The organism is Candidatus Dedyshia acidiphila (assembly GCF_051025295.1).
Taxonomy (GTDB): domain Bacteria; phylum Acidobacteriota; class Terriglobia; order Terriglobales; family Acidobacteriaceae; genus KBS-83.
Genome location: NZ_JBMGJV010000038.1, coordinates 16,320 through 38,636, shown reverse-complemented (window position 1 = coordinate 38,636; position 22,317 = coordinate 16,320). Strand labels below are relative to the sequence as shown.

Genomic DNA, 22,317 nt, shown 5'->3' with positions numbered 1-22,317 from the left:
AAAAAAGGCCTTGGCCACCGGTGAACGCATCGAACTCCGTGGGTTTGGCGTGTTCAACGTGAGACCCCGGAAGACCGGCATTGGGCGCAATCCGCGCACCGGTGCTGAGGTCACCATCACCCCCGGCAAAGCCGTCCGCTTCAAACCGGGCAAGGAACTGCACCTGATCGACTGATCTGACTCATCCGGCCTGACCGCATGCAACGGCAGGCTCTGAGATGACCTGCGCGTTCACATGCTGGTCGATCCAGCAGCTCTCGATTGACCGCAACTCTTCGTTCCGCCCGTGTTCACACTCATGTAGCACGGAGGGACAGTATGAGAGACCGCAAGACAACGACAAAGTGGTTCAGCACGAAGTGGGTTCTTGGAGTGGCGGCTGCAGGCGCGCTGTTCCTGGCAGCTCCGGCCAAGTCGCAGGCCCAGGTCTCACTCGGCGTCGAGGTTGGCAACTACCCTCCGCCGGCATATGGATACTATGAGGCTCCTGCCCAGTACCCCTACGACTCATACCAGCGGCAGCGCTGGATCGAGCACGAGCAGCGCGAACGCTGGGAAGCAGAGCGGGCCGCCCATTGGCGTCACGAGCAATGGGAGCGCGAGCGCCGCTATGACCACGATGGCTGGCGCGATCGTGACCGCCGCGACTACGACCGGGACCGCCGCGATCGGGATGACCGCCGTGACCGCTGGTAAGCGCGCACGAGGTTAAGCGAAGGAGCTTCCCGCAAGGGAGGCTCCTTTTGCGTCCGAGCTACATCAGGCTGATCGCGTCCATATCGAAGACCAGTGCGGTGCGCGGAATACCCGCTTCCTCCGCGTAAGTGCGCGCTGCCCGTAACGCGCGGGAGAGTGCATCGCGTCGCTCCGCCTTGAGCAGCAGGTGAAAGCGGTAGATGCGCTTGATCTTCGAAATGGGTGCGGGGGCCGGGCCGAGCACGCGCACGCCGGGATGATTCTCGCTCGCGAACCAGCGGCCCAGCGTGGCGGACCAGCCGGCAGCCTCTTCCATCCGCTCACTGCGCACCAGGATGTTGGCAATCGCGCCATACGGCGGGTAGTGCATCCACTTGCGGTACTTCAATTCCTTCGCGACAAAGCCACGGTAGTCATGCAGTTGCGCGCACTGGATCGCATAGTGCTCCGGGTGATACGTCTGCACCACGACTCGACCGGACGCCTCGCCGCGGCCGGCTCGGCCGGAGACCTGCGTTAGCAGTTGAAAAACGCGCTCTGCTGCGCGAAAGTCTGGCAAGCCGAGTGCATAATCGGCCCCGACCACGCCGACCAGCGTGACGCCGTGGATGTCGTGCCCCTTTGCGATCATCTGGGTGCCGACCAGCAGGTTGATCTCACCCGAATGCAGCCGCACCAGCAGCCGCTCCATGTCGTGCCGCGTGCGCACCGTGTCACGGTCCATGCGGCCGATACGCGCGTGCGGGAATATCTCAGCAAGGCGCTGCTCGCCCTGTTGTGATCCGGCGCCTAAAAAGAACAGGTGTTCGCTGTCGCAGTGGGGACAGCGCTGCGGGACGGTGCGTCTGTAACCGCAGTAGTGGCATTCCAGCCTCTGCCCGACTTCGGCGCGGTCGCTCTCCGTGACGCCGGGCTTGTGATGCGTGAGAGCAATGGCACAGTTCTCGCACTCCAGACGCTCGCCGCAGGCGCGGCACATCACGACAAAGGAGAACCCACGCCGGTTGAGCAGGATGATGGCCTGCTCGCCACGACCGAGCGTCGCTTCCGTCTCTTCGACCAGGCGTCGCGAGAAGAGCTGATCCTGACCCGTGTACTCAAACTCGTGCCGCATGTCGACGAGCTCGACCTCGGGCAGTGGCCGCTGGTTCACGCGGTCCGGCATCTCGATGAGTTGGTAGCGTCCGCGCTCCGCGTTCTGCCAGCTCTCGAGCGATGGCGTAGCCGACCCAAGAATCACTGGTGCGCCGGCGAGCTTGGCGCGCATCACCGCGACATCGCGCGCATGGTAGCGCGGATTTTCCTCCTGCTTGTACGAGCTATCGTGCTCCTCATCCACCAGGATGAGGCCGAGATCAACGGCAGGCGCGAAGATGGCCGAGCGGGTGCCGACGATGATGCGCGCGTCACCCTTTTGAATGCGATGCCATTGCTCGGCGCGCTCCTCGGGCGTGAGCGCGGAATGAAGCATCGCGACGTGGTCGCCAAAGGCAGCATGGAGCTGCGCTGCGGTCGCGGGTGTCAGCCCGATCTCCGGCACCAGCAGGATGGAGGAGCGGCCCAGGTCGAGTGCACGCTGCATGGCCGCGAGGTAGACCGCCGTCTTACCGGAGCCGGTGATGCCGTAGAGCAGGTTGGCCTGGAAGGTGCGCTCATCCAGTTGTACGGCGATCACATCAAGTGCCTGCTGTTGTTGCGAGTTCAGCGGAAAGGACTGCGTGCGCATGCCGCTGAGGTGAAAGGCGACGGGCCGCTCCTCAATCCGCACCAGCTCACGTTTGACGAGGGTGCCGAGGGTCGACGCGGGCACGTCAAGCCCGCGCAGCACAGCCACCGGGAGCGTGCCCCCGGCGCCGGCGAGCGCGGCCAGGATGGCCTGCTGATTGTCATTGAGCTTCGGCAGCCGCTCGCTCTCTGCAAGGGTGGCGTACTGCTCGAGCCGGCGCGCATCACGCGCCTCGGCCAACGCTTCGCGGCGGATCCACTTCTTGCGCACCATGCCGTCGATCAGCTCGCGTGTCGCACCCGTGGCGCGCATCAGCGCGGCACGCTTCGCGGGCTCACCGCCGAGCAGGTAGTTCAGCACCGCGTACTCGGCAGATTGCTCCTCCGGCGTGCGGCGGGAGCGGCGGCTGCTTCCCTGCTCCGCCCCATCGAGGAGCGTGCGCTCACCCGCTTCGGCGATGCGATAGATGACCTGCTTGCGCACCTCGGCCACCAGCGGCAGCATGGTGCGCAGCACCTCGCCGAGCGGCGCGAGGTAGTACTGGCTGATCCAGCGCGCCAGCTCGAGCAGTTGCGGGGAGAGGACGCTCTCCTGGTCCAGCACACGCTCCACCGGCTTCGCTTCGACCGGAGGCGGCTCGTCATGCAGTCGCGTGACGATGCCGATCAACTTTTCGTTGCGGAAGGGCACGATCACGCGGCCGCCGATCGGCGGCGGATGCGCTGCGTCGATGCGGTAGGTGAACGCTGCATCGAGCGGCACCGGTACGGCAACGTCGCAGAAGTCGGCCATCTCAGCCGAGGGTATCAGGACTGCTTTGCATCGGAAGTCCGGCCTGTGCATCACTAGAACGTCCCGAAGGAGGGCAACGGCATGGCAGCAGACAAGAAGGTAGCGTTCATCACGGGTGGCAATCGCGGTATCGGTCTCGAGACTGCGCGCCAGCTTGGCAAACAGGGCGTCAAGGCAGTGATCGGATCGCGCGATCTCGCCAAGGGCAATGCCGTCGCTGAGGAGCTTCGCGCCGACGGCGCCGATGTGGAGGCCATCCGCTTCGATATCAGCAAGCGCGCTGACTACGACGAGGCCTACAAGTACTTCGACAGCCATTACGGCAAGCTGGACATCCTGGTCAACAACGCGGGCGTGATGAAGGAGTCGATAGGCGCCGCGAATAACAGCAGCTCTGTCCATCCCTCCGTACTGCGCGAGACCTTCGACACGAACTTCTTCGGAGTAGTGGAGCTGACCCAGGTACTGCTGCCGCTGATCAAGAAGGCACCCGAGGGCCGCATTGTGAACCTATCCAGCGTTCTTGGCTCACTCACGTTGCATGCTGATCCGAAGTCGGGGATCTACAACGCGAAGACGCTGGCCTATGACGCGTCGAAGGCGGCGCTGAACTCCTTCACCGTTCACCTTGCGCATGAGCTGAAGGGCACGAAGATCAAGGTCAACTCCGCACACCCGGGCTGGGTGAAGACAGAGATGGGCACGGACGCGGCCCCGCTCGAAGTAGAAGACGGCGCAAAGACGAGCGTGCGGCTCGCACTGCTGCCCACAGACGGCCCCAACGGCGGCTACTTCCACATGAGCGATCCGTTGCCCTGGTAAGCGCTGTGGTCCGGCCTTCCAAGTCAGTTCTGGGGCGAGCGCGCCGGCGGCTTCAGCCCCAGAACTGCCATCGCCATCTGCAGGTCTTTCCACGCTTCCTTTTTCTGCGCGGGATCGCGGAGAAGAAAAGCCGGGTGGTAGGTGACGATCGCCTGAATCCCGCGATAATCATGCAGGGTTCCCCGCAGACTTCCAATGGAGCCTCGCATGCCGAGCAGGTAGGTGGCGGCAGTTGCGCCAAGCGCCACCAGCACCTCGGGGCGCACGATGTCGATCTGCCGCTCGAGGAATGGCAGGCAGGTATTCGCTTCATCGGGCTCGGGCTTGCGATTCTGCGGTGGCCGGCACTTCACAATGTTGGCGATGTAGACCTGCTCGCGACGCAGACCCATCGCACCGATCATGTTGTTCAGCAATTGCCCGGCACGTCCGACAAAGGGCAGCCCCTGCGCATCTTCATCAGCCCCCGGACCCTCGCCAACGAACATCAGGCGAGCATTCGGATCGCCATCCGCGAAGACGATCTGGTTGCGTCCCTGCGATAGCGGACAGCGGACGCAATCGCCGATCAGCGCGCGGACGGCGGCCAATGCGGCAGCACGTTCGTTGGCCGGCAGGATGGGGCCGAAAGCAGCGAGGGGTGCAACGGGTTGCGAACTGGGCGACGAGCGGCGCGGGATGGCGGTCTCCTCTGAACTGGAAACGAGTGGGGTCGCGATAACAGGCAGCAGAGCGGCTTCTGTCTCGATCAACGCGGCAGACTCAATCACCGCATCGGCGGTCGAGACACGGTCGCCAGTGAAGGCACGCTGGTAGAAGTCGTAGATGCCGAGCTCGCGGTAGTACTCCAGGCGCGCAGCAAGCTCGCGTAGAACGTCGGTCATGAGCTCTGCCGCGGGTGACCGTTGCGCTGGCCCACTTCCGAGGTCTCGGCCAAAATCGAGGCGGGGCGGCGCAGGGCGCGGACCTCGTCCAGGATGCGGTCGGCGAGTTCACGCTTGGACATCTCGGGCATTTCGATGGCGGTCTGCGCAGTCAGGAACGTGGCCGCATTGCGGTCGGAATCGAACCCGATGCCCGTGCGCGACACATCGTTCAGCACCAGCGCGTCCGCGCCCTTACGCAGGAGCTTGTCCCGGCCATGGCGGAGGTGATCCTCGGTCTCTGCAGCAAAGCCGATCACGAGCGTGCCGTCGCGGCGCAGGCTCGCGACCTCGGCGAGGATGTCGGTGGTCGGCTCGAGGTGAAGCTGGATGGCTTCGTGGCGCTTGATCTTCTGCTCGGCTGGCGCGGTCACCCGGTAGTCGGACACGGCCGCGGCCTTGATCACGATGGTCGACTCCGTGAGGTGGTCGAGCACCGCGGCGCGCATGTCGTCGCAGCTGATCACCGGGATCAGCTGCGCTCCTGTAGGGGGCGCAATCGCAGTGATGCCAGAGACGAGCAGGACGCGGGCTCCTCGCGCGATGGCCGCCTCGGCGAGAGCATAGCCCATCTTGCCGCTGGAACGATTGCCGATGAAGCGCACCGGGTCGATCGCCTCGCGTGTGCCACCGGCCGTGATCAGGATAGTTTCGCCGGCCAGATCGCGTCTCGGAGGGCTCAACTTGCGCCCAAGTTCTTCAAGTACTGCTTGAACAATCAGGTCGGTTTCGGCGAGTCGCCCAGCGCCCACCATGCCGCAGGCCAGCTCGCCGACGCCGGGGGGTACGATACGGACGCCACGTTCGGTCAAAGTGCGCAGGTTGGCCTGGGTCGCCGGGTGGACCCACATCTGGGAGTTCATCGCGGGCGCGACAACGACAGGCGCGGGTGTCGCAAGGTAAAGGGTGGTCAGGAAGTCGTTCGCGAGTCCGTGCGCGAAGCGGGCTACGGTGTCAGCCGTGGCAGGAGCCACGACGAGCAGGTCAGTCGATTGCGCTTCGGCGATGTGCTCGATCGCGGAGTCGAGGTTCGGTTCGGCGCTTTCGGTGCCCCACAAGCCGGTGATGACCTTATGGCCGGTGAGCGCAGCGAAGGTGAGAGGCTGCACGAAGCGCATGGCCGATTCGGTCATGACTACGTGCACATCGAGCGCCTTGGCCTGCAGCGCACGCACCAACTCTGCTGCCTTGTAGGCGGCAACACCGCCGGAGACGCCGACCGTGACTTTCATGCTGCTCGATTCTAAACCGCGCGACGGCTGCCCGCGCGACGCAGGCCAAGCCGCAGCGGTTCCGTGCTCAGCGAGGGAAGCCGCTGGCAGATTCGTCCAGAATGGTCACTACTTTCGGCCGCTCGCTGTAGCCGACGAGCCCCGCATCGAGCTCCGCCTGCGCGACGCGGCAGGCCTTGCCGGACTGCGATAGCACGAGCGGCTGCGAACCGCTCTGTAATTGACGTGCGCGGCGCGCTGCTACCAGGACATAGCGATAGTTGCTGTCGAACCCCTGCTTGATATCCACGTCGAACCTCCGAAGGACTTGCTGTTTTAACGCGAGCGCGCCGGCTCCGGCACGCCGAAAGACGCCAGGACGGGCTGGATGCGGTCGTTTGCATTCCGCCGGCGGCAGGACTCAGCGAGTTCGATGAGTCTGCCGATCTCTTCCGCGGCCAGCCCGGTCAGCGGCTGTCCGCGGTGATAGCGTTCGCTGGCAACGATGGCCACAAGCTCTTCTACGGCCTGTTCCAGGTCATCGTTCACGAGAATATAGCCGTACTCGTCGTAGTTCTCAATTTCGATCCGCGCCTTGTTCAGGCGCCGCTGAATGACCTCGTCCGAGATCGAACCTTCCGCGCGGCTGCGATTTTTCAGCCGCTGCTCAAGGATGTGAGGAGTCGGCGGCATGACGAAGATGCTGACTGCCTCGGCCATGCGTGAGCGCACCTGAGCGGCGCCCTGCACATCGATGTCGAGCAGCAGGTCGTGCCCGTGCGCGATCGCCTCGGTCAAGGAGTGCCGCGCCGTTCCGTAGAGGTTGCCGAAGACGTCGGCCGATTCGAGAAATTCGTCTTGCTGCTGCATCCGCTCGAAGCTTGCGCGGTCGATGTAGTGATATTCGCGGCCTTCCTGCTCGGATCCGCGGGGCGCGCGGGTGGTGTAGCTGATCGAGAACTCGAGGTCCGTGACAAGCGAGCGCAGTTGATTGACCAGCGTGGATTTTCCGGAGCCCGAGGGTGCGGAGATGATGAACAGAATGCCTGCCAAGCGCTCTCCGGTCAGCGGCGTCCGCTGAGTGTGGCGGACGGGGGAAGGATGATGCCCACCGGGCGTTGCACGCGGAAGCTGCGGACCGCCGGAGAGCGCGTGGTGAGCACGGGCGAGGCGACGTGGGAACATGCCCAGACGAGCGCCACGATCCAGCCCACGAAGGTCCAGCCGAAAAAGAGGTTCACCAGCAGGATGAGACCCGCGTTCGGATGCCGCCTGACCTGAGCGATAACGGCAGGCAGAAACAGGAGCAGCAACGCGAAGCCGAGGCCGGCGATTGCACCGAGAGTAAAGATGGCGCCGAGCATGGATCCCTCCTTCCCGGCAGTCTGCGAAAGGGTGTTGCCCTCGATTGTCGCACGGCTTGTACGCCCTACCAACGACGAACCGCAGTCCCCTTTTGTGGGAGAGCCGCCGGGCTTACTCGAGGTTCTGGACCTGCTCGCGCGCCTTTTCGACATCTGCCTTCAAACCGAGACCGATCTCCGTAACGGTGCTGCCCGCGCCGGCGACACCGGTCGTCTTTGAGAGCAGCGTGTTGACCTCGCGGTTCAGCTCCTGCAGGAGGAAGTCGAGCTTTTTGCCCACCTCACCACCCGCATCCAGCAAGTGCCGGAAGTGATCGACGTGCGCCCGCAGGCGAGCGAGCTCTTCGGTCACGTCACTGCGCTCCGCCAGGATCGCGGCCTCCTGCAGCAGACGTTCACGATCGGCCGCGCCCCCCAGCAGCGAGGTGATCCGCGCGCTGGTGCGCTCGAAGTGAGTCCGTTGCATCTCAGGGTGAAGCGTGTTGACACGCTCGGCAGAGTCGCGGATGCGATCGAGAATGGTGTGCAACTCTGCTGCGAGTGCCGCACCTTCCTGCCCACGCATGACCTGCAACGCGGCAAGTGCCTCAGGTACTGCGGCGAGCACGGACGTCTCAAGCTGCTCCATCTCCACCGTGCGCACCTCGGCGCCGCTGTGCCCGTTGGCGCCGGAACGGAAGACACCGGGGAGCTGCGCAAGCGTCTGCAGGCTGGGCGCGTCGCGCAGCCGGTGCTCCGCCGCTGCCGTGCGCAGGGCTGTGACGTAGCTCGCGAACAGACTTTGATCGAGCTCCACCTGGTGCTGCGCGTTGCGCTCCAGGGAGAGCGTGACCTCTACATGACCGCGCAGGATCGCTGCCTTGAACAGCCGACGGAGCTGCATCTCGAGCACCTCCGTCCCAGCCGGCATGCGCATGTGCAGATCGAGGAAGCGGTGGTTGACGGCTTTGAGGGTCAGCGTCCAGCCGAGCGCATCGCTGACGCGACCGCGATGACGAGCAAAGCCGGTCATGGAGTAGATAGGCGAGCCAGTGGAACGAGTGCGGCTCATGGCTGTGCGCCTGCCGCCGCGACAGACTCTGGCTCCACCTCGTCGCTAAATTGCAAATGATATAGCCGTTGATACATACCTGAGGTGTGCAGCAGCTCCTCGTGCGAGCCGATGGCGGTGATCTGGCCTGCTTCGACAACGGCGATGCGATTCGCACGGCGAACGGTCGAGAGGCGATGCGCGATCACGAACACCGTGCGGCCCTGCATCAGGTTTGATAGCGCTACCTGCACCAGCGACTCGCTTTCGACATCGAGCGACGAGGTGGCCTCATCGAGGATGAGGATCGGCGCGTCCTTGAGCAGCGCGCGCGCGATAGCCAGCCGCTGACGCTCGCCACCTGAGAGGCGGAAGCCTTTCTCGCCGATCACGGTGTCGTAGCCTTCGGGCAGCGCCATGATGAAGTCATGCGCCAGGGCCGCATGCGCCGCGCTCTGCACGCGCTCGAGCGGGATATCCGGCTGGCCGTACGCGATGTTGTTGCGCACCGTGTCGTTGAACAGGATCGTCTCCTGGGTGACGTTGGCAATCAGCTTGCGAAGCGCATCGATGCGCAGGTCGCGCACATCAACGCCATCCATCAGCAGCCGGCCGCCGGTCACATCGAAGAAGCGTGGGATGAGATTGACCAGGGTGGTCTTCCCTGCTCCGCTCGGCCCCACGAAGGCGACCACTTCGCCGCGATGAACGGCAAGGTCAATGTCGAACAGCACGCCCTTCTCGCCTTCTTCTGAAGGATAGGAGAAGCACACGCGCTCAAAGCGGATATCGCCGCGGAAGGCTTTGATGCTTTGCGCGTTGGCGCGATCCTTGATCGTGTCCTGCTCATCCATGAACTGGAAGATGTTGCCGGACGCGCCGAGCGCCTGCTGGAAGTTGTTGTAGAAGAGCGCGAATTTGCGCACCGGATCGTAGAGCTTGAACACCGCAACGATGAAGGTGAAGAAGGTGCCGGCGGTGAGCGCGCCACGGTTGATCTGGTGGCGACCGACCAGCAGCAGCAGCGCGATCGCGAGGGAGCCGATGGTGTCCATCAACGGCGAGCTGATGGCCTGGGCGCGCACCGAGCGCAGGTTCGCATGGAACAGGCGGCGCGCTGCTTCCTTGAAGCGCACCATCTCCCAGCGCTCCATCGAGAAAGCCTTGACGATACGGTTGCCGGTGATCGTCTCGTGCAGAATGTTCTGAATTTCAGCGAGCTTGTCCTGACCGTGGCGCGTGGTGTGGCGCACGCTGCGGCCGACGCGGCGCGCGGAGCTGATCACGATGGGCACGAAGAGCAGCAGCACCCACGCAAGCTTGCCGCCCACCATGACGACCACGGCAGCGGTGAAGATCAGGGTGAAGACCTGCTGCAGGAACTCCGAAAGCACGGAGGACATCGCGTACTGCACGCGCTCAATGTCGTTGATCAGCGTCGAAAGGATGGTGCCGGTCGCGTGCTTCTGAAAGAACTGCACGGAGCGGCGCAGGATCGCCTCGTAGAGGTCGTCCCGCATGTCCATGATCATGCCGAAGCCGGCGTAGTTGATCAGATAGGTGCCGCCGTAGTCGCACAGGCTTTTCAGCACCGTGGACCCGATCAGCGCAAAAGCGACGACTGCCCATGGATTGTGCAGGTGCAGGATCGGCGGCATCGCGCGCTGCAGGTCCATATTGTAGCGGCCGCCGAAGAGCGGCAGTGCACGGCCCTGCGCCTTCGGGTTCAGGACCGTGTTGAAGATGGGCCCGATCAGCAGCAGACGGAACGCGTCCAGCAGTCCGACCGCTGCGAGAAGCACAACAGCCGCCAACCCCTGCGGAATGTACCGCCGCACGTAGTAGAGCAGGCGCCCCAGGCGGCGCATTCCACTCACCAACGTGCTCCGTGCGGGTACGGCAGAGACGGACTCAAGGGCGACGGATGCATAGGGGCATTGTAGCTAGCGGGGCATGTCGCGGTGCGTGCTCTTGATCCGGTAACCAGCCTTGGCGAGCCGCTTCTGGATCTCCTCGGCGATCATCACGGAACGGTGCTGCCCTCCGGTGCAGCCAAAGGCGACCGTCAGATAGCTCTTGCCCTCCTGCACGTAGTGCGGAAGCAGAAACAGCAGCAGCTCCGTCGTCTTCTCGAGGAACTCCTTGGTCTGCGGGAACTGGCGCACATAGCTGGCAACCTTGGGATCGCGCCCGGTCAGGTTCCGGAACTTGGCGATGAAGTGCGGGTTCGGCAGGAAGCGGACATCGAAGACCAGGTCGGCTTCGAGCGGCACACCGTTCTTGTAACCGAAGCTGACCGAGGAGATCATCAGGTTCTTGGCAGAGGTCTCGCCTCCACGCTCGAACTTGCTCTGGATGAACGCGCGCAGCTCATGGACGTTGTGACGGCTGGTGTCGACGGTTTCATCCGCGACGTTGCGGATTGGGTCCAGCAAACGCCGCTCTGCATCGATGGCCTTGACCACGCTGTCTGAGCGGCCCAGTGGATGAGGCCGGCGTGTCTCTGAGAAGCGCCGCAGCAATACGGCGTCCGAGGCTTCGAGGAAGAAGACCTGGGTTGGCAGGACCTTGCGCAGCTTGCGCAGCAGCTCCGGAAATTTGTCGAGCCGCTGGCCTTCGCGTACATCGACGACCAGGGCGGCGCGCTGGATCTCTGCCGACTGTCGCACCAGGTCCGCGAAGGCGGGCAGCAGATCGAGCGGCAGATTATCGACGGAGTAGTAGCCGAGGTCCTCAAACGCTTTCAGGGCCGATGCTTTTCCCGACCCGGAGAGCCCGGTGATGATGACGAGCTCGTGCCCCACGCCATCGTGGCTGCCGTGGGGGGAGAGATGCGATCCATCCGTCTTCGCTTGAGCCGGGGTTGCGGCTTTGCGCGGCATAGCCCCATGCTACTGCATTCATTCGCAAAAGAAGTCACGCGATCGGAACCAATGGCAAAGCGGGCGTCCCGAGACGCCCGCTTTGCTGCGCTGCACTCGCCCGCCCAAATTGCATCAACAGGGCAACGCGATCAACTCCATGACTCCGTCGCGACGACGATGAAGCAGACGGAATTCGCCACTTCCATCGCGAAAGATAAAGACATCCTTATCTCGCGCTTCGGACTCCTTCACAGCCTCTTCGAGGCTCATCGGCTGCTCGGCAATGCAGTCCGTGCAGTGCACGATATGCGGCTCCGGGATGTGGCGCCCATGGGTGGGGCTGTGCACATGCACATGCACTGGCTCTGGCCTGCGGCCGTTGCCATTTGCGGGTCGCGCGGTGCGCGGCTCGGGCAGGATTGGCGCGGCGACATCGGGCAGTGCTGCGACCGACAGCGCATTGTTGCGGGGGCGCGCAAGCTCCGGCTGCAGGTCGCTCTTGCCGTCCTTGGGTTCTCGTGTACGGGTGCGGAACTTGTCCTTATGCTTGATCGCCTGCATCTCGGCCTTGGCCAGAGCGTCTCGCAGAGCGGTCTCCATCGCGGTGGCCTGGCATAGGCCGACGATAGTCTGGAAGCGAGTCTGCACGGTCACTTCGGCCGTGTGACGATACTTCTCTTCGGTGAGGATGACATGGGCGCTGCAGCCCTGCCCAACCACCTTGCCCACGCGGTCCAGGCCCTCTTCGGCCAGGCGCCGCAGGGAGGGCGTGACAGCAATCTGCCGTCCGGTGTACTCCACCTGCATAAGCGGTTCCTCCTACCATCTCAAGATGCACAACTCTTGAGGGGAGACGATCCTACACCCGGCACCACAGTGCATACAGCACACATTTTTGGTGCATTCGTGCAGACCGGGCACCCTCAGCCGTGCTGATCGATAGACGCAGGGCGTGGGGGTCGATGCGCGGGATTTTCGAGATCGCGAGGAGGAGAAGTGTGCCGGCGCGAGTGACAGCTACACGCGCACGCGGCGCTGATGTGTGCTCGGGATGCGCATATCTTCGCGATATTTGGCGACGGTGCGGCGCGTTACCTGGATGCCCTGGGACTGCAGCACACTCGCGATGTAGTCATCGGTGAGTGGCTTTTTCGGATCTTCTTCTTCGATCAGCTTCTTCACCTTGCGCTTGAGCAGCATGAGAGGGGTGCCGGCACCCTCAGGACCGCCCGCTGCTTCCGAGAAGAAGAAGCGGAGCTCGAAGACACCCTGCGGGGTGTGCACGTACTTGTTCGAGACGGCGCGGCTGACCGTGGAGGGATGCACACCGATCTCTTCCGCAACGTCCTTGATCATCATGGGCCGCAGTTGGTCGACACCGCCTTCGAGAAACTCCGGCTGCCGCCGCACGATCGCTTCGCAGGTGCGGAGGATAGTGCTCTTGCGCTGTTCGATATTGCGCATCAGCTGCAATGCGGAGCGATACCGCTCCTTCACATATTCTTTGACATCGCGCTCAGTGTCGCTCTGGGTCAGCAGCTTGCGGTAGCCCTGGTTGAGGCGCAATGTGGGCATCTCGTCCTCGTTCATGACGACACACCACTCGCTGTCACGCTTCACGAAGACAACATCAGGCTCGATTAACCGCGCCTCACTGCGGTTGTACCGTTGGCCGGGGCGCGGATCGAGCGTGCGGATCATATCGACCGCGAGCTGTGCCTGCTCCTGCGTCCTGCCAAGCACGCGCGCCAGGGCGGTCAGGTCTCGCTTCTGTAATAACGGAAGGCACTCTTCGACGATAACGCCGGCGCTGCGGAACAGAGCGCGGCGCTCGGTGACCTCAGCCTCATCCTCGATCGCCTCATCCGGCTCACCAAAGATGATGTTGAACTCGCTCTCCTGGCGGCGGATCTGAAGCATCAGGCACTCGCGGAGGTCCCGCGCGGCCAGTCCGCTTGGGTCCAGGGTGCGAATCAGTGCAAGCGCCTCGGTCAGCAGGGACTGCGCAGCCTGCTGCGTGGCTGTCTCGGCAGGCTGCTCGCAGAAGCCGTTGAGCAGCTCGTCATCGCTGGCAAGGAGATAACCGTCCTCGTTGAGATTGCCGACAATGTATTCACAGGCTTCGCGCAGTCCAGGCGAGAGGCTGAGAGAGCCAAGCTGCCACATCAGGTGATCGGTGAGCGTGTCCGGCTGAGAGAGGAAGTTTTCGAAGGAGGGCTTTTCACTCACCTCGAAACTATTGGGGGTGCGGAAGCCGGGATCGAGATAGTCCTGGAAGTACGAGCCGAAGTCGATCTCGCTGAATGGGTCCTTCTCTTCCTTAGGCGTTTCGCCCGCAGCGGTGATCTCTTCGACCGAGCGATCCATCTCTGCCTGGCGGCCCTCGATATCGTCGAGCAGCGGCACGCTTTCCTCAATCTCGTCGAGGATCGGGTTCTCGGCGAGTTCGGTCTGGATCATCTCCCTCAGCTCCAGCTTGTTCAGCGCCAGGACGCTGACCATCTGCATCAGGCCAGGCGTCAGGATCTGACGCTGCGCGACCTTGAGGCTGAGCTTTGGTTGGAGAAGAGCCATGGGCACCTACGGCTGATGGGTGGGGGGAACGCCCTAAGCTTACAGGCTGTGGGCGCGCGTTGCATCCCCTGCTTGCCGGGCGCGCGCCGCTGGTAATGACACGATAGGTCCACGGCCCTTACCCGAGTCTCGGTATTGGCCAGATCGCCCAAACGAGAGAATCAGCTAGAGGGAGAAGCCTTCGCCCAGGTACACCCGGCGGACCTCGGGATCACGGCCGAGTTCGTCCGGTGTGCCGGTCCGGAAGATCTTTCCCTCATTGATGATGTACGCCCGGTCGGTCACTGACAGGGTTTCGCGCACATTGTGATCGGTGATCAGGACGCCGATGCCGCTGGCCTTCAGATCAAAGATGATCTCCTGCAGGTCGAGCACAGCAATGGGGTCGATGCCGGAAAATGGCTCATCGAGCAGGATGAACGAGGGCTGGATGCAGAGGCAGCGCGCAATCTCTACCCGTCGGCGCTCGCCACCGGATAAGGCATAACCGCGTGTTTTGCGGATGTGACCGAGGTTGAGCTGATCGATCAGCTTCTCTGCCCGGGTGCGGCGCATCTCCCACGAAATGGCCTGCGCCTCCAGCACCGCGAGAATGTTTTCCTCAACGGAGAGCTTGCGGAAGATCGAAGGCTCCTGCGGCAGATAACTGATCCCGAACTGACGGGCGCGCAGATACATCGGCACCCGGGAGATGTCGGTCGTATCGACGAGCACGCGTCCGGCATCCGGCGCGATCAGCCCGACGATGATGTAGAAGCTCGTGGTCTTGCCGGCGCCATTTGGGCCGAGCAGCCCGACGACCTCACCCTGGGTGATCTCAAGGTTGACGCCGCGAACGACCTGGCGGCCCTTATAGGACTTGACGATCTCGTCAGTGTGCAGCTTCTGCAACATTCCTCGCCGGCCGCTCTACCGGGACACCTGAGTGTCGGTCACGGCGCGCGCAGTGCCACCTTCTACCTCGACGCTATCACCGCGATTGGTGAAAATCAAAGAGGCCCCGGAGACTGTTCCGTGCAGTCGATCACTCACCTGCGCCGGACTGCCGGAGCGCCCCGAAAGCACGAAGCGCCCATCCGCAGAGGTGTAGACGAGCTTCGCTCCGGTACCCCGTCGGCCGCCCTGATCCACCTGTACATTGCCCTGACAGATGAGCGTGTCGAGGGAGCCACGCGGATTGGGGATGCGGGTGGCACCCTGGCCTCCGCCGCTTTCGGTCGACATCAGGATCTCCGCGGAATCCGAACGCAGGGTCCCGCTCGCCTGGCTGGCCACCATATCTCCGTCGAAGGAGCCCTTATGCTCGAGTGCCGAGTAGCGGAAGGTGTTCGCCTCTGCGCGCACTACGGCGGCACTCCCGGTCGCCTTCGATCCGGGGTCGGCAAAGACGCCGGTCACCCGGCCCCCCCTGGTGGTGAGGGTCTGGTCGCGGCGATCAATCACGATCTGCGGAGCGGCAATCGAGTTGGCCGCCTGCCACAGCAGCGCCGGCCGCGCCGCACCATAAAGGATCGCCTCATTGCGATCATGGTCGAAGAAGACCTTTTCGGCGATGGCATGCACCGGGGCCTGGGCGCTGTTCTCCTGCCGCAGGGTGACCTTGACGTTGTGATCGGCGGTGACCGCGCCACTCAAGCGGTAGAAGTCGAGTGTCTGCGCCGTCATCTCGGCCTCCTCATCGCTGAGGTGGGGTGAGCCCTCCAGGTGCAGTATCTGCCGCGGCCCGTCGAGCGTTGCCGTGTCCGCGGTGGCCTGGCTGCGCCAAGGCTGCTTCTGCTGCGCGTTCGCGGGCTTGATCTGCACGATGCTGACGTGCCCGTGCTGCACCGCGCGCTGCACCATGCTGGGCGGAATGTCCTCGAACCGGTGCTTCTGTCCGGCGTCCGGCTCGCGCGCAAAGGCGATGTCGAGCGTATCGCCGGTGCTGGTCTGGCTGACGCCGCTCGGGTTGGTGTTGTTGAGGTAGGTGTTCCCCTCTGCGTGCATGCGGTCGAGTGAGCGACCCTCCCAAAGCGTGGCCTTGATGACGTCGCCCTTCATGACCGTGGTCTGCGGGGGCGATTTGGTGAAGATGGTGTGCTCGCTGAGCACCGCTCCGCCGGACGCTGTCAGGTCCTGCGCGATGGCATGGCCCTGCTGCTGGACAAAGTTGATGTCAAGACGCGACCCACGCACTTCACGCGTAACGGAGCCGCTCGCGTCGCCCGTGCGCCCCACTTCCTGATCGACCACCGTGACGGCATTCTGCATCTGGACGCTGCGCAGTTCGCCATCCGGACCGAGCTGCAGGATGCCGTTGTTCGCGTCGCCGTGGATCGAGTGCGGGCCCGAGGTGGCGGAGAACAGCAGGCCGCCATCCATCATCGCGCGCTGGGTATTGCCGTTTGCGTCCGTGATCACTTCCATGGAGGAGGCGTGCAACTGACGCCCGGCATCGTCCTGCATATTGACGTGACCGCTGGCGTTGATCCGTCCGACGGTACCGTTGTCGCGGAAGGTGACGATCGCCTGCTCGGAGGTGTTGTGATCGCCGGCGTAGCGCAGGTCGTCCCTGAGGAGCGAGAGCTGCCGCGTGCCGCGATTGAACTCGGCATGCTCGGCAAGCAGAAGCATGGGCCCCTTGCTAAGCGTCGCCTGAAACCGCACCGCGCGCTGCAGGATGAGCATGCCCGGCGTGGAGTCATAGACGGCTCCGGTGGCGGATCCCTGCGCGTCTGCGACTGAGAAGGTGACCGGGGCATCCGTCCGCGCCTGCCCGGACTTTTGATCGAAGATCATGTCGCTCGTCTCGGCATGGATCGTGCGGTTGTCAGCAGAGGTGCCGTGGGTGCCTTCGGGCGCCTGCACATCCAGATGGACGACACCCTTGGCGTGGGCAATCCCCGAGGCGGGATCGTATTCGAAGTCGCTGCCGTAGACGCGATCGGCACGCGAGTGGTCGCTACCAAAGAAGGTGATGCTGACGTCATGCAGCGTGGCGCGGCCGCCGCTCTTGTACTGCACCAGCCGGGACGCATGCAGCGTGAATAGCGTGTGGCCGCCCTGCGAGCGAGAGAAGGTGTACCCGTTCGCATCCTGCTGGATGTTGACGCCGAGCTTGCCGGGGAGATCGCGGCCGAAGTGACGAATACGGTAGCGCGTGTAGCTGAAGAAGCCGAGGATCACGGCAACCAGGACTACGCCCAAGACGAGGACCCAGGCGCGCAGTCTCTCGATGGTGATCCGCTTGGCCAAGGTCAGCTCCTCGTGTGCTCCCGCAGGACTCTGTCGCTGCCCGGAGCCTCTGTTCCAAGACTACAATCGAAGGGTGGCGGATCAACTTTATCTGAGCCTGTGGTTCCCCAACTTCCGCCTGATGGCTTTGCCAGCGGCCGTGAATGGCGTTCTGCGCCAGCTCGCGAGCGCCGGCAGCGCATCGGGCGTGACCGCAGCCGCGGTATACCCGCTCTCCTGGGCGGAAGCGCCGGTCTTTCAGCGGAGTTTCGAGCGTGAGGACGGCCAGGCCGCCGAGCCGGAGCCAGCGGTGGCCGAGACGATGGAGCTGCTGCACGACGACTACGCGTATGAATTCGAGGTGCGCTGGGATCTCTGGGCGCCCGAGGACGTGGCCGGACTGGATCCGGTCTGGCGGCAGGAGGCACGGCCTCTGCGCGTGGTTGGCTTCGGGCCGGATTTCGACCAGGGCAGCTACGAGCAGAATGGTCATGTGCGCATCGACTTCGGGCCGGACACTCCTTTTCTGCAGGAAGATGTGACGCTCGCGCCGGAGAGCGCGCAGCGGGTCCAGCAGAATGTGCAGAAGCTGGTGGATGCAACCCAGGCGATCCAGAACAATCTCGCCGTCTCGAGCCGGCTGCTGTGGTCCGAAAGCGGTGAGAGCCTGGCGGAAAAGCTGATCGCGCGGCTACAACGGCTGAACTAGGGCGAACTGCCTCGGCCCTCCCCGCACGCTACACTTGAGCCATGCTCGACGAAGCCACGTTCCGCCGCCATGCCGATGCCGCTCTTGAAAGTCTGAAGCGCAGCCTGATCCGCGCCGAGGAGCAGAGCGAGTTTGAAGCCGAGGAGCAGAATGGCGTGCTCAACATCGTGTTTGACGAGCCGCCGGCGAAGTTCGTGGTGACTCCGAACACACCCGTGCGACAGATCTGGATCTCCGCACTCTCGACGTCCTTCAAGCTGGATTGGTCGGACCAGGCGGCCGCCTTCGTGCTGCCAAAGACCGGCGAGACGCTCTCGAAGGTGGTGGAGCGAACCATCCAGGAGCACCTCGGCGATCCGGAGATCTCGCTGACGTAAGATCCACGTGGATGGATCCCACCCGCCGCGCCACGCTATCCGTTGCCATCATCACGCTGAACGAGGAAGCGAACCTCGACCGCACGCTGGCCAGCGTTGCCTGGGCAGACGAGCGCGTGGTGCTCGACTCGGGCTCCACGGACGGAACAGCTGCCATCGCTGCGGCTCACCGAGCGCGGTTTGTCTGCGAACGATGGCGCGGTTTCGCAGCACAGAAGAACCGGGCGCTCGACTTATGCAGCAGCGAGTGGGTTCTGTCGCTGGACGCGGACGAGATAGTGAGCCAGGAGCTGACCGCATCGATACAGCGCGTGCTCGCGGCACCGCCGTCCGACACTGTATATGCGATCGCCCGGCAAAACTACTTCCTCAGCCGCTGGATGCGTCATGGCGGCTACTATCCGGATCGCAAGCTGCGCCTGTTTCGCAGGGGCATGGCACGTTTCCGCGAGACACCGGTGCACGAGACGCTCTCCACCAACTGCCCAGTGGCAAAGCTCGAAGGCGACCTGGTGCATCACGCCTATCCATCGTTGACTTCGTATCTCGAACACGTGGAGCGCTACAGCACGCTCGGCGCCGAGATTGCTGTCAGCCGCGGACGCACTGGAGGGAGCTGGTTCGGCTTCGTCGATGGCGTGCTGCTGAATCCGCTCGCGACGTTTCTCTACAACTACGGATTCCGGCTCGGCTTTCTTGATGGACGCGAGGGTCTGCTGCTGCACCTGTACCACTCCTGTTACGTGAGCTGGAAGTACGCCAAGGCCTGGGAGCAGGCGCAGACCGGGCACTGAGCTCGAACGCGTGTGCTGTATGGTGAAGGCCATGCTCCGCGTGCGAACCGCTGCCCTGGCTCTCTGCCTCACTTCCCTTCTCTCAACTCCTGGGGTGCGCGCCGCAGAGGCGCCCGCGAAGAGCATCGCTGAGCGCACCGCAGGCATGCGTCATCTAGACGGCCTTTTCCCGATCGACTATGACGGGCACGCGGGCAAGCTTTACCTCACGATTCGCAAACTGGACACCGACTTCCTGCTGATCGGATCTCTGCCCTACGGACTGGGGTCGAACGACATCGGACTCGATCGCGGCAAGCTCATTGCGCACCATGTCGTGCACTTTGCGCGCTCCGGTCCGAAGCTGCTGATGATCGAGCCGAACCTGGACTATCGCTCCTCTGCCGCCAATCCAGACGCGCGGCTCGCGGTTCGCCAGTCGTTTGCCGAGTCGGTACTGGCGGCCTTCCGTATTGAAGCTGAGGACAAAGACGCTGTGCTGGTGGATGCGACCGAGTTCTGCATGGCGGATAATCTGCACCTCGCCGAACAGATCAACGATGTAAAGCAGGGCAGTTACAAATTCGACGAGCAACGCAGCGCGCTCGTACCGGATGAGCTGAAAGATTTCCCCCGCAATACCGAGATTCCGGCGATGCTCACCTTCACTACGGACAGGCCCGTACCGGAGTCGTTCGTCTCGACTGTGACACCGGATGCGCATGCGGTCACGCTGCGGCAGCAGCTCTCATTTGTGGAACTGCCCGGCCCCGGGTACCAGCCGCGTGCGTTTGATCCGCGTGCGGGCTACTTCCCGACCATGTATCGCGACTACTCCGCCGCGCTGGGGCAACCAATCGATGTCCGACTGATCACGCGTCACCGGCTGATCAAGAAGGATCCGAACGCAGCGATCAGTGAGCCTGTCGAGCCGATTGTCTACTACGTAGATCGCGGCGCACCGGAGCCAATCCGCACCGCCCTGCTTGAGGGTGCACGTTGGTGGAACCAGGCCTTCGAAGCAGCCGGCTACCGCAATGCTTTCCGCGTGGAGCTGCTGCCGGAGGGCGCAGACCCGATGGATGCCCGCTACAACATCATCCAGTGGGTGCATCGCTCGACTCGTGGCTGGTCCTATGGTGAAGGCGTCACCGATCCGCGCACCGGCGAGATCATCAAAGGACAGGTGACGCTTGGCTCCTTGCGTGCGCGGCAGGACTATCTCATCGCGGAAGCACTGCTGGCACCCTACGATGGCAAAACGCCGCCCGGGGCGATCGAGCAAATGGTGCTCGCGCGCCTTCGTCAACTCGCCGCACACGAGGTGGGCCACACGCTGGGACTGGCGCACAATTTCGCAGCCTCCGCGATTGCGCAGGGCACATCCGTGATGGACTACCCGCACCCGATGGTTGAACTGGGCGCGGATGGGCGGCCCGATCTGTCGCATGCCTACTCAGTCGGTATAGGTGCCTGGGACAAAGCCGCGATCACCTACGGCTACACGCAGTTTGCGCCTGGCACAGACGAACACGCAGCGCTGGACGCCGTACTCGCGAACGCACAAAAGCGGGGGCTCTATTTCATTACCGACGAAGACGCGCGGCCGCTGGGGAGTGCGCATCCGTTCGCGCATCTGTGGGACAACGGGGTCGATCCCGTAGCGGAGCTGGATCGCGTTCTTACGCTGCGCAAGGCAGCGCTCGCGCGCTTTGGCGAAGCAGCAATCCCGCAGGGCCAACCGGTGTCGGAACTCGAAGACACGCTGGTGCCGCTCTACCTGCTGCATCGCTATCAGACGGAGGCTGCAGCCAAATCTATCGGTGGTGTCGATTATCGATACGCGTTACGTGGCGACGGGCAGCGCATTTCTGATCCGGTCAGCGCAGCCGACCAACGTCGCGCGCTCACCGCGGTGCTGGCGACGCTCTCGCCCGAGACCCTAACTCTGCCCTCATCCCTGCTCAAAGTGCTGCCGCCGCGGGCTCCCGGATATCCACGCACGCGTGAGTCGTTTCCTGCACGCACTGGGCTCACATTTGATCCTGTCGATGCGGCTGCAAGCGCAGCCGACCTGACGCTTACACTCCTGTTCAATCCGGCGCGGGCAACGCGGCTGGTCCAGCAGCATGCCAGCAACACGGCGCAGCCCGGGCTGGGCGACATGATCGATGCCACTGTCACTGCAACGTGGAAGAGGCCGCGTGCGGATGCGGCCAGATCTGCAACGCAGCATGCCGTCGAAGCAACAATGCTCGAGCATCTGCTCGGGCTGGCGGCAAACCCGGCGGCCTCGGCGGAGGCACGCGCCGTTGCGCGGCAGAAAGCGCTCGAGTTGCGCACCTGGCTTCAGCATGCGGCCACAACCAGCACCGCCGATGCGGCCATGCGGGAAGCAGCCGCTGCGCGGATCAGCAGCTTCGAGCGCGAGCCGGAGAAATTCACGCCAGCACCGCCCGCCCAGGCTCCGCCGGGGATGCCGATCGGCGATGACGATGACGAGGACGTGCTCCGGTGAGCGAACCTTTGGTCGAGTCGACGATTCCCGCACCGGAACCGGAGGCACGGTGGCCCGCGGTGATCGCATTGTTCGCCATCGCGGGCCTGCGCCTTGCGCTGCCGCGCTCTTTGGCGGGCAGCCCTGGCTGGGTGCCGCTGGTGCTGATCACGGCACTGATTATCCCTACCCTGCTGGCGCGGCGCATGCAAAAGCCAGCGCTCAACCACTGGCTGGGACTCGCAACCATCTGTGTCGTTACCGCGGATACGATCTGGTCGCTCACGCTGCTGATCTACACCCTTCCCCGGCACACGTTGGGTCCGACGCAGTTGCTCCTTTCGACCACCGTTCTCTGGCTGGGCAATGTCCTGGTCTTCGCATCCTGGTACTGGCGGCTGGACGCGGGCGGCCCGAACGCACGGGACCGGCGCGCGTTCCACAGCGAGGGCGCGTTCCTCTTTCCTCAGATGACCATGGATCCGGGCGATCCGGAGTCGCCGGTGCGGGGGTGGCGTCCCGGATTCGTGGACTACCTGTTCCTCGCGTTCAATACCAGCACTGCCTTCTCTCCCAGCGACGTGCCTGTCCTTTCACGATGGGCGAAACTCCTGATGATGGTGCAAGCCAGCATCTCGCTGGCAACCGTGGTCCTGCTCGCCGCACGCGCGGTCAGCATCCTGTGACGGCAGCTTGCCCGGGATAGCCGGCATCTTCTAGGCTTGTGGGTTTTGCGGAAGGTGCGG

21 protein-coding genes are annotated in these 22,317 nt (G+C 63.7%); 8 read left to right on the top strand and 13 right to left on the bottom strand.

Annotated elements, in window-relative coordinates:
- Both AC5IJH_RS14600 and AC5IJH_RS14595 read left to right on the top strand, forming a co-directional pair.
- Positions 1-175: HU family DNA-binding protein (locus tag AC5IJH_RS14600; RefSeq protein ID WP_491903562.1), on the top strand; the 175-nt coding region annotated here is incomplete at its 5' end.
- Between the two features lie 143 nt (positions 176-318).
- On the top strand, positions 319-696 hold the full coding sequence (locus tag AC5IJH_RS14595; protein ID WP_491903560.1) for a hypothetical protein: 378 nt from the start codon (positions 319-321) through the stop codon (positions 694-696).
- A 58-nt stretch (positions 697-754) separates the two neighbouring features.
- Here the strand turns inward: AC5IJH_RS14595 and priA are convergent, their stop codons facing one another.
- Positions 755-3,214, bottom strand: a complete 2,460-nt coding sequence (gene priA / locus AC5IJH_RS14590; RefSeq protein WP_491903559.1) for a replication restart helicase PriA — start codon at positions 3,212-3,214, stop codon at positions 755-757.
- Between the two features lie 81 nt (positions 3,215-3,295).
- On the opposite strand from priA, the gene AC5IJH_RS14585 reads away from it, so the two are divergent.
- The gene (locus AC5IJH_RS14585; protein WP_491903558.1) at positions 3,296-4,036 is read left to right on the top strand and encodes an SDR family oxidoreductase; all 741 of its coding nucleotides are present in this window, start codon (positions 3,296-3,298) and stop codon (positions 4,034-4,036) included.
- A gap of 23 nt (positions 4,037-4,059) precedes the next feature.
- On the opposite strand, the gene AC5IJH_RS14580 is transcribed toward AC5IJH_RS14585, so the two are convergent.
- The 12 genes from AC5IJH_RS14580 to AC5IJH_RS14525 form a co-directional block, all read right to left on the bottom strand.
- On the bottom strand, positions 4,060-4,920 hold the full coding sequence (locus AC5IJH_RS14580; RefSeq protein WP_491903557.1) for a uracil-DNA glycosylase: 861 nt from the start codon (positions 4,918-4,920) through the stop codon (positions 4,060-4,062).
- A complete protein-coding gene (gene coaBC / locus AC5IJH_RS14575; protein WP_491903556.1) occupies positions 4,917-6,191 on the bottom strand; it encodes a bifunctional phosphopantothenoylcysteine decarboxylase/phosphopantothenate--cysteine ligase CoaBC in 1,275 nt (424 codons plus the stop codon). Before coaBC ends, AC5IJH_RS14580 begins: the two co-directional genes overlap by 4 nt.
- A 67-nt stretch (positions 6,192-6,258) precedes the next feature.
- The gene (rpoZ, locus tag AC5IJH_RS14570; protein ID WP_491903555.1) at positions 6,259-6,480 is read right to left on the bottom strand and encodes a DNA-directed RNA polymerase subunit omega; all 222 of its coding nucleotides are present in this window, start codon (positions 6,478-6,480) and stop codon (positions 6,259-6,261) included.
- A 26-nt stretch (positions 6,481-6,506) separates the two neighbouring features.
- On the bottom strand, positions 6,507-7,223 hold the full coding sequence (gene gmk, locus AC5IJH_RS14565; protein WP_491903554.1) for a guanylate kinase: 717 nt from the start codon (positions 7,221-7,223) through the stop codon (positions 6,507-6,509).
- An 11-nt stretch (positions 7,224-7,234) separates the two neighbouring features.
- Entirely contained in the window at positions 7,235-7,534 is a 300-nt protein-coding gene (locus AC5IJH_RS14560; protein WP_491903553.1) for a superinfection immunity protein, read from the bottom strand.
- A 112-nt stretch (positions 7,535-7,646) separates the two neighbouring features.
- Positions 7,647-8,585 (bottom strand): YicC/YloC family endoribonuclease, encoded by a 939-nt coding sequence (locus tag AC5IJH_RS14555; RefSeq protein WP_491903552.1) that lies wholly within the window; start codon positions 8,583-8,585, stop codon positions 7,647-7,649.
- Positions 8,582-10,432, bottom strand: a complete 1,851-nt coding sequence (locus AC5IJH_RS14550) for an ABC transporter ATP-binding protein (RefSeq protein ID WP_491903561.1) — start codon at positions 10,430-10,432, stop codon at positions 8,582-8,584. The genes AC5IJH_RS14555 and AC5IJH_RS14550 overlap by 4 nt, the downstream gene beginning before the upstream one ends.
- A 75-nt stretch (positions 10,433-10,507) precedes the next feature.
- The gene (gene rapZ, locus AC5IJH_RS14545; protein ID WP_491903551.1) at positions 10,508-11,446 is read right to left on the bottom strand and encodes an RNase adapter RapZ; all 939 of its coding nucleotides are present in this window, start codon (positions 11,444-11,446) and stop codon (positions 10,508-10,510) included.
- A 114-nt stretch (positions 11,447-11,560) separates the two neighbouring features.
- Complete coding sequence (gene hpf / locus AC5IJH_RS14540; protein ID WP_491903550.1) at positions 11,561-12,235, bottom strand: ribosome hibernation-promoting factor, HPF/YfiA family; 675 nt, start codon at positions 12,233-12,235, stop codon at positions 11,561-11,563.
- A gap of 210 nt (positions 12,236-12,445) precedes the next feature.
- Positions 12,446-14,002: an RNA polymerase factor sigma-54 gene (gene rpoN / locus AC5IJH_RS14535; protein ID WP_491903549.1), complete on the bottom strand. Its 1,557-nt coding sequence runs from the start codon at positions 14,000-14,002 to the stop codon at positions 12,446-12,448.
- A 165-nt stretch (positions 14,003-14,167) separates the two neighbouring features.
- Positions 14,168-14,893: an LPS export ABC transporter ATP-binding protein gene (gene lptB, locus AC5IJH_RS14530; protein ID WP_491903548.1), complete on the bottom strand. Its 726-nt coding sequence runs from the start codon at positions 14,891-14,893 to the stop codon at positions 14,168-14,170.
- An 18-nt stretch (positions 14,894-14,911) separates the two neighbouring features.
- The gene (locus tag AC5IJH_RS14525) at positions 14,912-17,236 is read right to left on the bottom strand and encodes an LptA/OstA family protein (RefSeq protein WP_491903547.1); all 2,325 of its coding nucleotides are present in this window, start codon (positions 17,234-17,236) and stop codon (positions 14,912-14,914) included.
- Positions 17,237-17,309: 73 nt separating this feature from the next.
- Here AC5IJH_RS14525 and AC5IJH_RS14520 point away from each other — a divergent pair, with 73 nt between their 5' ends.
- From AC5IJH_RS14520 to AC5IJH_RS14500, 5 genes are all read left to right on the top strand, one after another.
- Positions 17,310-17,924 carry a hypothetical protein gene (locus AC5IJH_RS14520; RefSeq protein WP_491903546.1) on the top strand — a complete coding sequence of 205 codons (615 nt, stop codon included), beginning with the start codon at positions 17,310-17,312 and terminating at the stop codon, positions 17,922-17,924.
- 41 nt (positions 17,925-17,965) lie between these two features.
- Positions 17,966-18,301 (top strand): iron donor protein CyaY, encoded by a 336-nt coding sequence (cyaY, locus tag AC5IJH_RS14515; protein ID WP_491903545.1) that lies wholly within the window; start codon positions 17,966-17,968, stop codon positions 18,299-18,301.
- 11 nt (positions 18,302-18,312) lie between these two features.
- A complete protein-coding gene (locus AC5IJH_RS14510) occupies positions 18,313-19,095 on the top strand; it encodes a glycosyltransferase family 2 protein (protein WP_491903544.1) in 783 nt (260 codons plus the stop codon).
- A 94-nt stretch (positions 19,096-19,189) separates the two neighbouring features.
- A complete protein-coding gene (locus tag AC5IJH_RS14505; RefSeq protein WP_491903543.1) occupies positions 19,190-21,592 on the top strand; it encodes a zinc-dependent metalloprotease in 2,403 nt (800 codons plus the stop codon).
- Positions 21,589-22,257: a hypothetical protein gene (locus tag AC5IJH_RS14500; protein WP_491903542.1), complete on the top strand. Its 669-nt coding sequence runs from the start codon at positions 21,589-21,591 to the stop codon at positions 22,255-22,257. The genes AC5IJH_RS14505 and AC5IJH_RS14500 overlap by 4 nt, the downstream gene beginning before the upstream one ends.
- Positions 22,258-22,317 lie beyond the last annotated feature (60 nt).

What these genes read in the sequence shown, in the direction of transcription:
- cyaY (WP_491903545.1), top strand. Translation starts at nt 17,966, where the DNA reads ATGCTCGACGAAGCCACGTTCCGCCGCCATGCCGATGCCGCTCTTGAA.
- rapZ (WP_491903551.1), bottom strand. Translation starts at nt 11,446, where the DNA reads ATGCCGCGCAAAGCCGCAACCCCGGCTCAAGCGAAGACGGATGGATCG.
- AC5IJH_RS14585 (WP_491903558.1), top strand. Translation starts at nt 3,296, where the DNA reads ATGGCAGCAGACAAGAAGGTAGCGTTCATCACGGGTGGCAATCGCGGT.
- AC5IJH_RS14550 (WP_491903561.1), bottom strand. Translation starts at nt 10,432, where the DNA reads ATGCGCCGCCTGGGGCGCCTGCTCTACTACGTGCGGCGGTACATTCCG.
- AC5IJH_RS14510 (WP_491903544.1), top strand. Translation starts at nt 18,313, where the DNA reads ATGGATCCCACCCGCCGCGCCACGCTATCCGTTGCCATCATCACGCTG.
- AC5IJH_RS14595 (WP_491903560.1), top strand. Translation starts at nt 319, where the DNA reads ATGAGAGACCGCAAGACAACGACAAAGTGGTTCAGCACGAAGTGGGTT.
- coaBC (WP_491903556.1), bottom strand. Translation starts at nt 6,191, where the DNA reads ATGAAAGTCACGGTCGGCGTCTCCGGCGGTGTTGCCGCCTACAAGGCA.
- AC5IJH_RS14580 (WP_491903557.1), bottom strand. Translation starts at nt 4,920, where the DNA reads ATGACCGACGTTCTACGCGAGCTTGCTGCGCGCCTGGAGTACTACCGC.
- AC5IJH_RS14555 (WP_491903552.1), bottom strand. Translation starts at nt 8,585, where the DNA reads ATGAGCCGCACTCGTTCCACTGGCTCGCCTATCTACTCCATGACCGGC.
- hpf (WP_491903550.1), bottom strand. Translation starts at nt 12,235, where the DNA reads ATGCAGGTGGAGTACACCGGACGGCAGATTGCTGTCACGCCCTCCCTG.
- priA (WP_491903559.1), bottom strand. Translation starts at nt 3,214, where the DNA reads ATGGCCGACTTCTGCGACGTTGCCGTACCGGTGCCGCTCGATGCAGCG.
- AC5IJH_RS14560 (WP_491903553.1), bottom strand. Translation starts at nt 7,534, where the DNA reads ATGCTCGGCGCCATCTTTACTCTCGGTGCAATCGCCGGCCTCGGCTTC.
- rpoN (WP_491903549.1), bottom strand. Translation starts at nt 14,002, where the DNA reads ATGGCTCTTCTCCAACCAAAGCTCAGCCTCAAGGTCGCGCAGCGTCAG.